Raw genomic sequence first — 12,948 nt, 5'->3', positions numbered from 1 at the left:
CCTATCCAACTGATTCGTATGGCACTGCAATGTTGGAAGACGTCTTCAACCAGGTCGGGACCGGCAGTCCCTTGGACGTGAGGAAGTCCGGGTTGAAGAGCTTCGATTGATAGCGGTTACCATAGTCGCAGAGGATCGTCACGATCGTATGTCCCGGACCGAGGTCCTTGGCGAGCCTGACGGCCCCGGCGATGTTGATGCCGGTCGAACCGCCGACGCAGATGCCCTCGTGCTCGATCAGGTCGAAGACGTAAGGGACGGCTTCCGAATCGGGAATCTGATAGGAAAAGTCCGGCGTGAAGCCTTCCAGATTGGCGGTGATTCGACCCTGGCCGATGCCCTCGGTGATCGAGCTCCCCTCGGACTTCAGCTCGCCGTTGGCGTAGAAATTGTAGAGCGCTGCCCCTTGCGGATCGGCCAGGCCGATCTTGATGGCCGGGTTCTTTGCCTTCAGGCCTTGCGCCACACCAGCAAGCGTTCCGCCCGACCCGACAGCGCAGATGAAGCCATCGACCTTGCCGTCCGTATCCCGCCAGATTTCGGGCGCCGTGGTTTCGACATGGGCATCGCGATTGGCGACATTGTCGAACTGGTTCGCCCAGATGGCGCCGTTCGGTTCGGTCTTTGCCAGTTGCTCGGCGAGCCTGCCAGAAATCTTCACGTAGTTGTTAGGGTTCTTGTAGGGAACGGCCGGCACTTCGACGAGTTCGGCGCCAAGCAGCCGCAGGGCGTCCTTCTTCTCCTGGCTCTGGGTTTCCGGAATGACGATAACGGTGCGGTAGCCGAGCGCCTGACCGACGAGCGCAAGACCGATGCCGGTGTTGCCGGCCGTGCCCTCGACGATGACGCCGCCGGGCCGCAACTGGCCGGTGCGTTCCGCATGCCGGATGATCGAGAGTGCCGCACGGTCTTTCACCGATTGTCCGGGGTTCAGAAACTCGGCCTTGCCGAGGATCGTGCAGCCCGTCGCCTCCGACACGGATTTCAGCCGGATCAACGGCGTGTTGCCGATCGCTTCGAGGACGGACGGTAGAATGGCCATTTGCAGAACCTCGTGTTTGAGGACAGACGCCGGAGCAGGGCGGCACGTACCAGGTAAAAATGAGCGGCGACCAGCGATTTTCGACAACGATTTCGGATCGCCGAAATGTTGGCGTGTTTTCGGCTCAGCCTGCAGTTCAGGCAAGAAATAGCGTTTCGCCGCCGCTCTGTCCCGAACAAAAATCGTCTCCAGGAGATGAGGCGTTCAACGGCTTAGAGTGCGGCTTTGGAGAGAGGATCGGGCTTGGGGCGATAGGTGTGGCCCGCCCCATAAGATGCGTGCGTGTTTCCCGGCGCGTGCCGAGGAGTATGTGATGAGTGCAGTGCCTACGAAAACGGAACAGAGGCTGGCTTGGGTTACCGGTGCGAGTGCGGGGCTTGGGCGTGCCCTGGCGATTCGGTTGGTACGCGAAGGCTACTCGGTCGTGGTCACCGCAAGGAGCCATGAAAAGCTGGTGAATTTGCAGCACGAAGCTGCTGGCGAGGGGCGGATCACCGTCCTCGACGGTGATGTCACCGATCCACAGGACATGGAGCGCGTGTTGGCGGCGATCGAGTACGATCACGGCCATCTGTCTCTCGTCGTCCTCAACGCCGGGGTCGCGATCCCCGTCAGGGGCGATGATTTGCATCGCGACGTTTTCGAGAAGAGTTTCGCTGTGAACCTCAACGGCGTCGTCAATTGTCTTTTGCCGGCCGTCGCGCATATGAAGGCGCAGGGTTATGGCCATATCGCCATTGTTTCGTCCATCGCCGGCTATGCCGGTTTGCCGACGAGCGCTGCCTATGGAGCGACGAAGGCAGCGTTGATCAACATGGCCGAAAGCCTGAAGTTTGATCTCGACCGGCTCGGCATCCGGCTTCAAATCATCAATCCCGGCTTAGCCGATACGCCAGGTACGCAGCGCCTCCGCTTCCCAAGGAGCGCCGTCGTCAGCGATGAGGACGCGGCTGGCCGGATCGTCACCGGCTTGAAGTCTCGACGCTTTGAAGTGGCCTTCCCGCGTCGCCTTGCCTATGCGGTGAAGCTCATGCACCTCTTGCCCTATCGCCTCTACTTTGCACTGCTCACGTGGTTGACCCGAAGCCGCACGGAGGCCGGGAAGGAGACGACGCATGCCGGCCCCGGCGAACGCCGCCGTCAGGCCGTGTGAAGCACCAGAACCGCGCCGAAGATCATCGCAAGCCCGGCCCAGCCGATCGGCTTCAGCTTCTGTCCAAAGAGCAGGCGTCCGCAGATGGCTGTCCCGAAGATACCCGTGGCGCCAAGCACGGCATAGGCGATCGCGAGCTCCATGCCCTTGGTGGCCTCGGCAAGCAGGGCGAAGGCGGCCAGCACCAACAGGATCGACAACGCGCCCCAGCCCTTCCGAGCGAACCCTTGCGATTTCGTTGACGCGAGATTGGCGCCGACGTCGAGAATTCCAGCGAGCACGGCGAGTACAAAATAGATGCTAGGCGCGCTCATTGCTTGCTCCTTCAGCGGGGACGTCCTCTTCCTCGTGGTGTTCGCCGGCGTTGACGAGCAGGATGCCGATGATGGCCATAGAAAGCCCCAGCATCTCCCGACCCGTCAGCACGTGGCCGAAGACGAAAACGGAGACCAATGTAATGATCGCCACGCCCGAGCCTTCCCAGATGGCATAGGCGACGCCGACCGAGATGGTTTTCACCGCCTTGGCCAGGAAGACATAGGAAAGCGCGATCGAGACGTACATGACGATGTGGCCGAGATAGGAGCCGCTTGCCGAAGCGGCCTTCATCACCGTCAGGCCCACCACTTCGGTCGCAATCGCGAGCGCGAGGAAAAACCATGCAAGACGCATGCGGTACCTTCAAAACAGTTTGGATTGGATGGCGTCTTAAGCGTTGAACGACACGGGGTAAAGACGCGCTGCAACCGTTCTCATTCGAAAACGATCTGCCGGACGTCGATATTGCGGGAGCGGAAGCCGGCTTCGCAGTAGTAGAAATAGAATTCCCATAGCCGCTTGAATCGCAGGTCGAAGCCGAGTGGCTCGAGCCTGTTCCAGACAGACCAGAACCGCTCCCGCCATTCGCCAAGCGTGCGCGCATAATCGATGCCGAAGCCGAAGTCGTTGATCATGCGCAGGCCGGCATTGCGGCCAAGCTCGATCAGATGTTCGCGCGTCGGCAACATGCCGCCCGGGAAGACGTATTTCTGGATGAAATCCGGATTGGAGCGGTATTCCTCGTAGGCTTCCGGCTTGATCGTGATGATCTGAAGCCCAGCCTTGCCGCCGGGCTTCAGGCATCGCTTGAGCTGCGCGAAGTAGGTTCCCCAGAACCGTTCGCCGACGGCCTCGAACATCTCGATTGAGACGATGCGGTCATAGGTACCGTTTTCCTCGCGATAATCCTGAAGCTTGAGTTCAACCTGGTCTGAGAGTCCGGTTCGGCGCATACGCTCTCGGGCAAAGGCCAATTGCTCCCGGCTGATCGTCAGCCCGGTAACCTTGCAGCCGATCTCGGTTGCCGCGAATTCGGCAAAACCGCCCCAGCCGCAGCCGATTTCGAGCACATGGTCGCCGGCACGCAGATTGGTCGCTTCGGCAAGCGCTCGATACTTGGCCCTCTGGGCGGAGCGCAGGTCGTTGGCGCCGGTGCCGTAAAGCGCGGATGAGTAGGTCATGCTCGGATCGAGCCACTCGCTGTAGAAGGCGTTGCCGAGATCATAATGGGCGGAGATATTGCGGCGGGCGCCGGCTCGAGTGTTGGCATTGCGCCAATGCAGGAATTTGTCGAGGAGGCGCAGCAGGCCGCGCGCCCGGTTCGGAAAGTTTCGGCCAATCTCGGCGTTGACGAGGAAAAGCTCGAGAAAGGCGCCGACATCGGGGCTATCCCAGTCGCCATCTATGTAGCTTTCGGCAGCGCCGATCGTGCCGCCTGACATGGCGCGCTGCGGCAAGTTCCAGTTGTTGAGCGTCAGAATGGCGCGGGGGCCTGCTCTAGTGCCGTTGATCACCAGCTTGCGGCCGTCGGGTGTGGAGAGCATCAGCGTTCCCGCCTGAAGGTGCACCAGCGCGCCAAGCACCATCCGCGCCTTCAGCGGGAAATCCCCCAAGGTCGTTGCGAGATTGTCAGAGGACAGCTCAACCGCTCCGTCGAACGCGGCAAAGTCGGCATCCAGGTTACGCATACACCACCCCTTCAAGCTGTTGCATCCGTTACGTGAGCCTAGCTTCAATCGGCCAAAACGCCAACTGAGGAATTTCTACCGGAGGGCTCTAGCTCCCTAGGCCTTTCTCGCCGCGCTGGTGATGTCACGGAAGGCGGCAAGGGCACGGTCGCGCGCCACGGCATGGTCAACGATCGGCTTCGGATAGGTGCTGCCAAGGGTAATGCCGGCCTCTTCAAGAGCGCTCGCCGGGGCCGCGAAGGGACGATGGACATAGCGGGCGGCAAGGCGCTCCAGTTCAGGCACGAAACGCTTGACGTAGTGGCCGTCAGGATCGAACTTTTCACCCTGGAGGAGCGGGTTGAAAATCCGGAAGAAGGGTGCCGCGTCGGCGCCTGACCCGGCGACCCACTGCCAGCTTGCCCCGTTGTTGGCCGGGTCCGCGTCAAGCAGCGTGTCGCGAAACCAGGCTTCGCCTTTCCGCCAGTCGATCAAGAGGTCCTTGATGAGGAAGGACGCGACGATCATGCGGACCCGATTGTGCATGTAGCCATGCCGCCAGAGCTGGCGCATGCCCGCATCGACAATAGGATAGCCGGTCATGCCCGTGGCCCAGCGGGTGAAATCGTCCTCATCGTTCATCCAGCAGAAGCTGTCGAATCGGCGGTCGAGATTGCGATGCGGGAGCTCCGGGTGGTGAAACAGCAGATGGTAGGAGAATTCACGCCACGCCAGTTCCTTGCGGAACGTGGCGACGCCGTCGCCGGCGTCGGCCGGCAGCCGCGCTGTCGCGTGCCAGATTTGCGCGGGCGAGATTTCGCCGAAGGCGAGGTGTGGGGATAACAACGAGGTGCCGTCGACGCCAGGGAAGTCGCGGTCGCGTTTGTAGTCGTCGAGCGGGCCGTCGATGAAGTCGTCGAGGCGAGCGGCGGCGCCCTTCTCACCTGGCGTCCACACTTCGGAAAATGTCGCCGCCCAGTCGGGATTCGTCGGCAACAGCGACCAATCGGCGAGCCGTTCCGACCGCGGCCAGGCTTGCGGCGCGGTCAGCCATTGCGGCTCGTCGATCGGCGACGCTGGTTCGCCTTTGGACCCAAGCGCGCGCCAGAATGGCGTGAACACGCGGTAAGGCCCGCCCGTCGTCGTGAGCAGGCGCATTGGCTCATGCAGCAACTGACCAGAAAAACTCTCAGCGTGGATGCCCTGGGCTGCGAGCGCGGTCTTCAGCGGCGTATCGGTGGCGATGCCGTTGGGGTCGTAGCGTCTGTTCCAATAGATGCGATCTGCGCCGGTCTCTCGGGCAAGCTCGCCGATCACGTCAGACGGATTTCCTGAACGCAGAATGAGCTGCGAACCACGTCGCGCCAGCCGTCCGCCGAGGGCCTCAAGCGAATGGTGCAGCCACCAGAGCTGCGCTGCGCCAAGCGGACCGTTGCCGCTTTCGGCCGGCTCGCGGATATAAAGCGGGATGACGGGGCGCTCGCCTGCTGCTGCTGCAAGGGCGCGATTGTCGGCAAGGCGCAGGTCCTTGCGAAACCAGACGATGATGGGCGCGGTCGCTGCCTTTGTCATGGGTACCGTTTGAGATTGGGGATTGGTCACCTGGAGAACATAGGTGCAAAAAGAAAAAGAGCCATTCGCATCTCTGCAAATGGCTCTTTTAGAAAGTGGCTCCCCGGGCCGGATTCGAACCGGCGACCTGTCGATTAACAGTCGAATGCTCTACCGCTGAGCTACCAGGGATCATCCGCGCCGCTGTTTCGCTGTGCGCTTCAGAAGTGAGGCTGCTAATACGCATGCTTTTCTGATTTGCCAAGCGGTTTTTTCAAAAAAAATGACAAGTTCGGTTGCGAGGCTGTGGAGAAGTCCCCAATTGTGGGAAAATACGCCGGATAGGGAATGATGAACAAAAACAGGAAGCAGACACATTTTGGCATTGATCCGCAGACACGGCAGATCGTGCTCGGCAAATGGCGCATAGCGCTGCCCGACTCGCCACTGCTGCGTATCCTCCTGGGTTCGCTCCTGGTGTTCTGCGGCTTTCTCGGTTTTCTGCCGGTGCTCGGTTTCTGGATGGTCCCGCTCGGCCTTATCGTGCTTTCGCATGATATCCCTTCCGTGCGTCGCCGCCGTCGCCGTCTTGCCGTCTGGTGGGCGCGCTGGCGCGGCCGGGCCAATTCCTCGAAGGGATGATGGCCCGACGCCACCGAGCAACGTCACCAACGAAAGATGCAGCCCTCATCTGATACCGCCGAGGCCGGTGCCTCATCTCCCGATGTCATGCCGTTTGCGGGTACTGCGAAGCTTCCCGCCTATCATTGGGGAGCCTGCCGAAAACGTTTCGGCAACGCATCAGCCCCATAATGCAGTCGCGAATCAGGATGGGGACGCATGGCCAAAGCCACTACCAAACGTCGACGTAAGAGCTCGGGCCGCAGCGCCAGCAAATCAGGCGGGATGGCACCGTGGTATCTGGCCGCCGCACTCACGATCGGCGGCGTGGTCGCCTATGATCATCGCTCCGAGCTGCGGCATTGGCCCGTGGTCTCGGACGTGATGGCCTTCACATCGCAACAGGAATCAAGGCCGAAGCCCGTTCGTGCCGCTCAGAAGGCAGACGAGCGTCCCGGGCGGCAAGCGGAAAGCCACGCGGCCAAACCGGCCACGAAAGTAGCACTTGCCGCGCCGGTGCCGGCCGTCAACGTCGGCGTCACGGCTCCGACGCCGGTGGTGCGGCCGAACGAGGTCGTGAGCACGGCATCCATCCGGACGGACCAGTTTTATTTCTGCGGGATCCGCACCGACAACTGCGTCATCGACGGCGCCACCTTCCTCTACCATGGTGAGACGATCCGCGTGGCGGACATCGACGCGCCACGAATTCGCCAGGCAAGCTGCGACAAGGAGCGTTCGCGCGGCTTCTACGCCAAGCAGCGCCTGCGCGAGCTGTTGAATGCAGGCGATTTCAGGCTGGTTGCAGCCAGCGGCAGGCCGAGTGGCAAGGATGGCGAAAAGCTGCGGTTCGTCACCCGCGGTAGTCAGTCGATCGGGGGGCAGCTTGTATCCGAGGGGCTCGTGCGGCCATGGACAGGGCACGCGACGCCCTGGTGCTGACCCAGTAGGCGCTGCTGCTCGACGCGTCGCCATAGGGCGACTGCGATACTCTTTTATGTAAGGTGAAGATTTTTGGAGGCCTCGCCCGGAATTGAACCGGGGTACAAGGATTTGCAGTCCTCTGCGTCACCACTCCGCCACGAGGCCTCACCGCTTGGATAACCGAGCGTTGGCGCGGATTTAGAATGATTGCAGAAAAACCGCAAGAGGCTTTTCCGGAAAAACACAAAGCAGATTTCTCGGGCGTGCGCTTTCCACAGCGAAGGCCTTTCGTCATACGATAACATCGCCACGTGTAGCGGGCGTCGACCGCGTGTGGCCGGTTGCCGCCCTCGATGCGGTCAGCCAAACCCGATTTCCACTGCAATCCATGCGATGCGACGACGACTCCACACGCCCGCGCAAGCCAGGCCTGCAATGTTCCGGTCGGATATTATCGCTCGGTGAATCGGTAGAGGGGGAACGATGACTCCGCTGATATCAGCCGCACCGGTAGCGTCCGTCCACATCAAAAACGGAGGCAATGGCATATATGAAGACGAAACTTGTCCTGATGGCCCTGGCATGCTTCGCCACGACCACCTTGGAAGCGCGCGCGGAAGACCTGGTCTTCAAGTTGAAGAACAACACAGGTGCGGTTCTCACGAACTTCTACACGTCCCCGGTGGGCGTCAATGAATGGGAAGACGATGTCTTCGGTCGCCAGGTTCTGAACCCCGGCGAAAACATGGAAATCACGATCGCCGACGGCCGTGACGTCTGCAAATACGACATGCGCTTCGAGTTCGAGGAAGGCTCGGGCCTCGACACGACCGAGGATACGCAGGATCTGTGCGAGCTCGGCGAATACACGATCCACGAGTAAGGCCCGTATGGCCCGGCCAAAAGAAAACCTCGCTGCATCCTTGCAGCGAGGTTTTTTTAGCACTCGAAATTGGTGGGCTTAATGGTAGCGCCGGATCAACCCGACAAGCTTGCCCTGGATCTTCACGCGATCGGGTCCGAATATCCGCGTCTCGTAGGCCGGGTTGGCCGCCTCAAGCGCAATCGATGCGCCCTTGCGACGAAAGCGCTTCAGTGTGGCTTCCTCGTCATCGACGAGCGCAACGATAATATCGCCGGGGTTGGCCGTCGTCGCATTGCGGATGATCACCGTGTCGCCGTCGAAAATGCCGGCCTCGATCATCGAATCGCCTTTGACTTCAAGCGCGTAATGCTCGCCGTTGCCGATCATGTCGACCGGCACGGTAATGTCATGGGTGTTGTTCTGGATCGCTGAGATCGGCACGCCGGCGGCGATCCGGCCCATGACCGGCACGGAGACCGAAGTATTGTCGGCGACAGGCGCCGGCTTCGGCGGGGCAGGGGGTGCTGCAGGCGGCTTGCCGAGGCTGCCCTCGATCACGCTTGGCGAGAAACCGCGACGCGGCTGCTGTTGGCTGGAAGCATAGGCCTCAGGAAGCTTGATGACTTCGAGCGCGCGTGCCCGGTTTGGAAGGCGTCGAATGAAGCCGCGTTCTTCGAGCGCCGTGATCAACCGGTGGATACCGGACTTCGATGCAAGGTCGAGTGCATCCTTCATTTCGTCGAAGGATGGCGGTACGCCCGATTCCTTCATTCGTTCGTGAATGAACAGAAGCAATTCCTGTTGCTTGCGGGTCAGCATGGCACGCTCCAGAGAGGCATGAAACAAATCAAGAACAGACACTATCTGTTCCATATGTGTTCTGCAAGTGCCTAAAATTCCGTGAATGGCGGCGGCTGGAGCGCCGATCGGTGCCGGTGGCAGCCGAAATGGCTAAGAAGTGAGCGTTTTGCCTGTTTTGGGATGGACGAGGGATTAGGTTGGCGACCGCTGTTCCGCGGGAAACGGCGCTGCAGGTCCGTGATTCGCGTCCCGCGAATCACGTGGGCTCAGACCGGCTGACTGCCTGAGCAGGCGTCTTCGAATTCCTTGACCGTCTCGGCGCTGTTGTCTTCGGGCAGCACGGCATCGGCCGCGTCGGTCGCCACTGGCTTGTCGCCCTCATAGATGAAGGACTGGATGTAATAGGCAAGCGCGCCTTTCCAGACGTTGCGCCCGTCGATCTGGTGACAGGGCACGGCCGATTCGAAATCTGTCTGCAATTCGTCCACCGTAGCGGCGCTGAGCTTGATACCCGGCATGTTCGGTGAGGCTACGATCGAAGCGATAAGCAGAGCGGCTAGCACGTGAACAGTCCAATTGGTGGGGGATCGACGACGGTTAACGATGTGAACCGTGCTTTCGTTCCGAAGTCCAGCAAGCATGCCGGTCACACCAGCGTGTTCAACAGCTCTTTGCGGTGGCGCCGTGACCCCGGGGCCACAATGGCCGTGAAGCGGCATCGGCGCGCATGGTGCAATTGCCAGTCGTGCATCTCGGTTGCCGTCTCGACAGGGCACGCGAATCCTATACTTTGCAGGGAAAATGGGGTGCCTACATGTATAGATTGTCGCTTGTTCTTCTTGGTCTGCTGGTTACGACGGGTGCTGCATCCGCTGAAGAGGGGCGGTCGAACATTTGGAAACGGGTGAACGCCTGGACCATCGGATCGGATCCGTCCCTTGGAGGCTCCTGCTACGCCGCGACAGGTTATGATGCCGGTGCGATCCTGCGAATTGGGTTCTATCCGAGGGGCTCGGCGAATCTCGCGTTTCTTTCCGTCGGCAGCGCCGATTGGAAATCGATCGAACCGCAAAGAGAGTATGAGGTCGTGCTGCAGCTCGATCGCGGCCGGCAGTGGCCGACCGTCGCCTTCGGTCTCGAATTGACCGGTCAAAGGGCGCTCGTCGTCAATTTCTCCAACACGGAATTCTTTACCGAGTTCGTGCGCCGGAACACCTTGGCGCTGTCGTTCGAGGGGCGGGTGATCACCAGCCTCAGTCTTCGTGATTCGATGAAGGCTGTCAGCGAGATGTTCAAGTGCCAGGAGGCGGTGAATGCGCTCATTCCGAACGGTGGGCAACCGGCCGATCCTTTTGCCGGCACCGGAGACAACACGCCGAGCAAGGATCCCTTTGCCGGGGGAGGCGACACGAAATCGTCGAAGGACCCCTTTGCAATGTGAGACGGACGCTTGCGGCTGGACTGTTGTGAGAATATTCCTAAACTGGTGATGGAAGAAGATTGCACGCTGGAAGGGTGCGTGCGACTTCATCGGACGGGCAATCGGGGGCGGACATGCATAAGTTGTTGATGGGATTGGCGGTCTGTCTGATGGCTGCGGCGCCTGCCGTGGCCGAAGAGTCCGAGATCATCAAGTGGAAGGACGTCGGTGAATGGAGCGTGGCCTCCGATCGATCGATGGAGGGCTCCTGTTTTATCACGTCGTCTTTTGAAGGCGGGGTCAGCCTGCGACTGGGGTTCTACCCCAAGGGGTCGGAGGCGCCGCTCTACATGAGTTTTGCGAGTGACGACTGGAAGTCTCTGGAGGCCGGTAAGGACTATGACCTGACGTTCCGGTTCGACAAGAGCGATCCCTGGAGCGCCGAGGCCACCGCCGCTGGCAACGAGAATGGAAAATTCCTGTTTGTGAACATCACCGACGCTGAATTCCTGTCCGGCTTCGTGCGCAAGCGCTCGCTTGCAATCGCCTTCGAAGATCGAGTTATCGCGCATCTGAGCTTGCGTGGCACCGGCCCTGCGGCCGAAGAACTGATGAAGTGCCAAAGCGCCGTTGACGAGATCATCGCTGACGAGGGGCGCAAGTCGAAAGAAAAGAAGAGCGACCCCTTCGGCGCACCAAGTGAAAAGCGCTCGTCCCGCGATCCGTTCAGCCTTTGACCGGCGTCCGGTCGGGCGCGACCTCCGGTCCTATCTCGCGGTACGCGATCAGCTCGATCCGCTGAACTTGCGGGGTAGGCGGTGTCTGGTCCTGCGATGGATCTGGCGGCATTTGCGCGAATGGTGGAGCCGAAGGGAGGGCAACCTTTCCACCTCTTTTCTCGTTTCTTTTCAAATTGTTGTTGAATTTCAACAGTCTTTGGGACTAAGTCTGGGTACTTTTTTGGGTACTCACCGAGGATTTCATGCCAGCCCCATCGTCAGCCGATACCAGATATCTCGAAGTACACGGCAGCAAGTGGCGGGTGGTCTTCAACGTGCCGAGGCAACTCCAGGGAAAGCTCGGGACGAAACTGAAGCGGTCTTTGGGGACGGATAGCCTCAGCGAGGCCAACCGCCTGAAGTGGGACGTTGTGGCAGAGTTTAGAGCGACCATCGATCAAGCGAGGCGTCTGAATGTCTCGAAGGAAGCAGCTCTTGCCAGCGCCCGGGTGAAAGCCATGGAGGAGGCGCGGCGACTCTCTCTGCAAAGACTGGTAGCTTTCGGTACCGAGCAGCGCGAACGGGTGGATGACGCGATTGAGGACTATGCCGAGGTTCTGGCTGGCGATCCAGTAGAGACCGGGGACCATGGCACCCCCATCTACGAGCCGGAGCGTGACGCCCTCGCGATGGAGTTCCTCGTCGTGGCGAAGGGAAAGAGGACGCCGATCGATTTCCACCATACGAAGTACATGTCTGCGTCTCAGGTGAAAGCCCGAACAGCCGCCGACGACAAACGGGCCATCAAGTATCTGAAGGATTGGTGCGAGGCGAATAGTGTGCCGTCATACCTTCAGGCCATCACGAAACGGGAGGCTGTCCGGTTCTGTGACGATCTTCCCGGCCTCGTTGGCAAGTCGCACCCTGCGACCCTGAACAAGTACATTGGTCGCCTCTCCGTCTACTGGGGCTGGCTGGAAGGGCGACATGAGGTCGACGCCAACATATGGCGAGGCCGTCGATTTAAGATGCCGTTACAGACGACCGACGACAAGGAACGCCCGTTCACGGACGAGGAGATGCGGAAGCTGCTCTTGGGACCCGCGCCCCAAGCCATGCACGACGTTATGCGAATTGGCGCGCTTACAGGAGCGCGACTGGATGCCATCGTTTGCCTCAAGGTGAAAGACTGCCAGAATGACAGCTTCACCTTCAAGCCCCAGAAGAAGGAACCGGGGTCACGCCTTTGTCCAATCCATCCTGATCTGGCAGAGATCGTTGCGAGGAGGTCTGAGGGCAAGGAAGACAAGGACGACATCTTTCCCGAGTGGCCCGGGCCGAAGAAATCCAGCTCACTCCGGGAGCGCTCATTCAAGACATCGAACCAATTCACCGACTACAGGCGAGACGTTGGCGTAGACGATCAGCGGGAAGGGAAGCGCCGGAGCCTCGTCAACTTCCACTCGTTTCGCCGATGGTTCGCGACTAAGGCAGAACAGGCGGGACAGCCAGAAAGCATCATCGCCGCTGTCATCGGCCATAAGCGAAACGGTATCACATTGGGCGTCTATTCCGCTGGACCGCTATTGGAACAGGCCCGTCAGTGTGTCGAGGCCGTGAAGCTGCCGGATTTGACCAACTACGCGGAGACTGCCGCCGCCTAATCGCAAGCCCAGGTTTGCCGAAGCGCCGTGATCGTCAAATAGGCGGCGGGCTTGTGCCGTTCCGCTGGGTTGCTCCCGAGCCAGTTGCAGACGACGTCTTTGATTTGGCCATTGGTGACGCCTTTTGGGATGCAGAAATATCCCGGTTCTGGCGCAGTAAGGGCTGCTGTGTCCTTTGCGCCCGTCACGAAAGCGAGGGCCAT

15 protein-coding genes and 2 tRNA genes are annotated in these 12,948 nt (G+C 60.3%); 7 read left to right on the top strand and 10 right to left on the bottom strand.

What is annotated here, in order from left to right:
* Window position 1: 1 nt before the first annotated feature.
* Complete coding sequence (locus VGO04_RS12170) at window positions 2-1,042, bottom strand: cysteine synthase A (protein WP_327496215.1); 1,041 nt, start codon at window positions 1,040-1,042, stop codon at window positions 2-4.
* A 313-nt stretch (window positions 1,043-1,355) separates the two neighbouring features.
* Between VGO04_RS12170 and VGO04_RS12165 the strand changes: the two genes are divergently transcribed.
* A complete protein-coding gene (locus tag VGO04_RS12165; protein WP_327496214.1) occupies window positions 1,356-2,195 on the top strand; it encodes an SDR family NAD(P)-dependent oxidoreductase in 840 nt (279 codons plus the stop codon).
* Here VGO04_RS12165 and VGO04_RS12160 read toward each other — a convergent pair.
* From VGO04_RS12160 to VGO04_RS12140, 5 genes are all read right to left on the bottom strand, one after another.
* Entirely contained in the window at window positions 2,183-2,509 is a 327-nt protein-coding gene (locus VGO04_RS12160) for an SMR family transporter (RefSeq protein ID WP_327496213.1), read from the bottom strand. The genes VGO04_RS12165 and VGO04_RS12160 overlap by 13 nt on opposite strands.
* The gene (locus VGO04_RS12155; protein ID WP_327496212.1) at window positions 2,496-2,867 is read right to left on the bottom strand and encodes an SMR family transporter; all 372 of its coding nucleotides are present in this window, start codon (window positions 2,865-2,867) and stop codon (window positions 2,496-2,498) included. Before VGO04_RS12155 ends, VGO04_RS12160 begins: the two co-directional genes overlap by 14 nt.
* 80 nt (window positions 2,868-2,947) lie before the next feature.
* Window positions 2,948-4,201, bottom strand: coding sequence for a cyclopropane-fatty-acyl-phospholipid synthase family protein (locus tag VGO04_RS12150; protein WP_327496211.1), 1,254 nt, complete (start codon window positions 4,199-4,201; stop codon window positions 2,948-2,950).
* Between the two features lie 96 nt (window positions 4,202-4,297).
* Window positions 4,298-5,752, bottom strand: a complete 1,455-nt coding sequence (locus tag VGO04_RS12145; protein WP_327496210.1) for a deoxyribodipyrimidine photo-lyase — start codon at window positions 5,750-5,752, stop codon at window positions 4,298-4,300.
* A 96-nt stretch (window positions 5,753-5,848) separates the two neighbouring features.
* Window positions 5,849-5,923 (bottom strand) — tRNA-Asn (locus VGO04_RS12140).
* Window positions 5,924-6,082: 159 nt separating this feature from the next.
* Between VGO04_RS12140 and VGO04_RS12135 the strand changes: the two genes are divergently transcribed.
* Window positions 6,083-6,373 (top strand): hypothetical protein, encoded by a 291-nt coding sequence (locus tag VGO04_RS12135; protein WP_327496209.1) that lies wholly within the window; start codon window positions 6,083-6,085, stop codon window positions 6,371-6,373.
* Between the two features lie 198 nt (window positions 6,374-6,571).
* A complete protein-coding gene (locus tag VGO04_RS12130; protein ID WP_327496208.1) occupies window positions 6,572-7,294 on the top strand; it encodes a thermonuclease family protein in 723 nt (240 codons plus the stop codon).
* Window positions 7,295-7,367: 73 nt separating this feature from the next.
* Here VGO04_RS12130 and VGO04_RS12125 read toward each other — a convergent pair.
* Window positions 7,368-7,441 (bottom strand) — tRNA-Cys (locus VGO04_RS12125).
* 385 nt (window positions 7,442-7,826) lie between these two features.
* Here VGO04_RS12125 and VGO04_RS12120 point away from each other — a divergent pair.
* Entirely contained in the window at window positions 7,827-8,159 is a 333-nt protein-coding gene (locus VGO04_RS12120; protein WP_327496207.1) for a hypothetical protein, read from the top strand.
* Between the two features lie 78 nt (window positions 8,160-8,237).
* Here VGO04_RS12120 and lexA read toward each other — a convergent pair whose 3' ends face one another.
* Both lexA and VGO04_RS12110 read right to left on the bottom strand, forming a co-directional pair.
* The gene (gene lexA / locus VGO04_RS12115; protein ID WP_327496206.1) at window positions 8,238-8,960 is read right to left on the bottom strand and encodes a transcriptional repressor LexA; all 723 of its coding nucleotides are present in this window, start codon (window positions 8,958-8,960) and stop codon (window positions 8,238-8,240) included.
* Between the two features lie 248 nt (window positions 8,961-9,208).
* Window positions 9,209-9,505: a hypothetical protein gene (locus tag VGO04_RS12110; RefSeq protein ID WP_327496205.1), complete on the bottom strand. Its 297-nt coding sequence runs from the start codon at window positions 9,503-9,505 to the stop codon at window positions 9,209-9,211.
* 164 nt (window positions 9,506-9,669) lie between these two features.
* Between VGO04_RS12110 and VGO04_RS12105 the strand changes: the two genes are divergently transcribed.
* From VGO04_RS12105 to VGO04_RS12095, 3 genes are all read left to right on the top strand, one after another.
* Window positions 9,670-10,383 (top strand): hypothetical protein, encoded by a 714-nt coding sequence (locus VGO04_RS12105; RefSeq protein WP_327496204.1) that lies wholly within the window; start codon window positions 9,670-9,672, stop codon window positions 10,381-10,383.
* Window positions 10,384-10,496: 113 nt separating this feature from the next.
* Complete coding sequence (locus VGO04_RS12100) at window positions 10,497-11,099, top strand: hypothetical protein (protein WP_327496203.1); 603 nt, start codon at window positions 10,497-10,499, stop codon at window positions 11,097-11,099.
* 245 nt (window positions 11,100-11,344) lie between these two features.
* Window positions 11,345-12,745, top strand: coding sequence for a DUF6538 domain-containing protein (locus tag VGO04_RS12095; RefSeq protein WP_327496202.1), 1,401 nt, complete (start codon window positions 11,345-11,347; stop codon window positions 12,743-12,745).
* Here the strand turns inward: VGO04_RS12095 and VGO04_RS32950 are convergent.
* Window positions 12,742-12,948: a Rap1a/Tai family immunity protein gene (locus VGO04_RS32950; RefSeq protein WP_414650536.1), complete on the bottom strand. Its 207-nt coding sequence runs from the start codon at window positions 12,946-12,948 to the stop codon at window positions 12,742-12,744. The two genes, VGO04_RS12095 and VGO04_RS32950, sit on opposite strands and share 4 nt — an antisense overlap.

The organism is Ensifer sp., from assembly GCF_035999185.1.
Classification (GTDB): Bacteria; Pseudomonadota; Alphaproteobacteria; order Rhizobiales; family Rhizobiaceae; genus Ensifer.
This window is presented reverse-complemented; position numbering and strand designations above follow the sequence as displayed.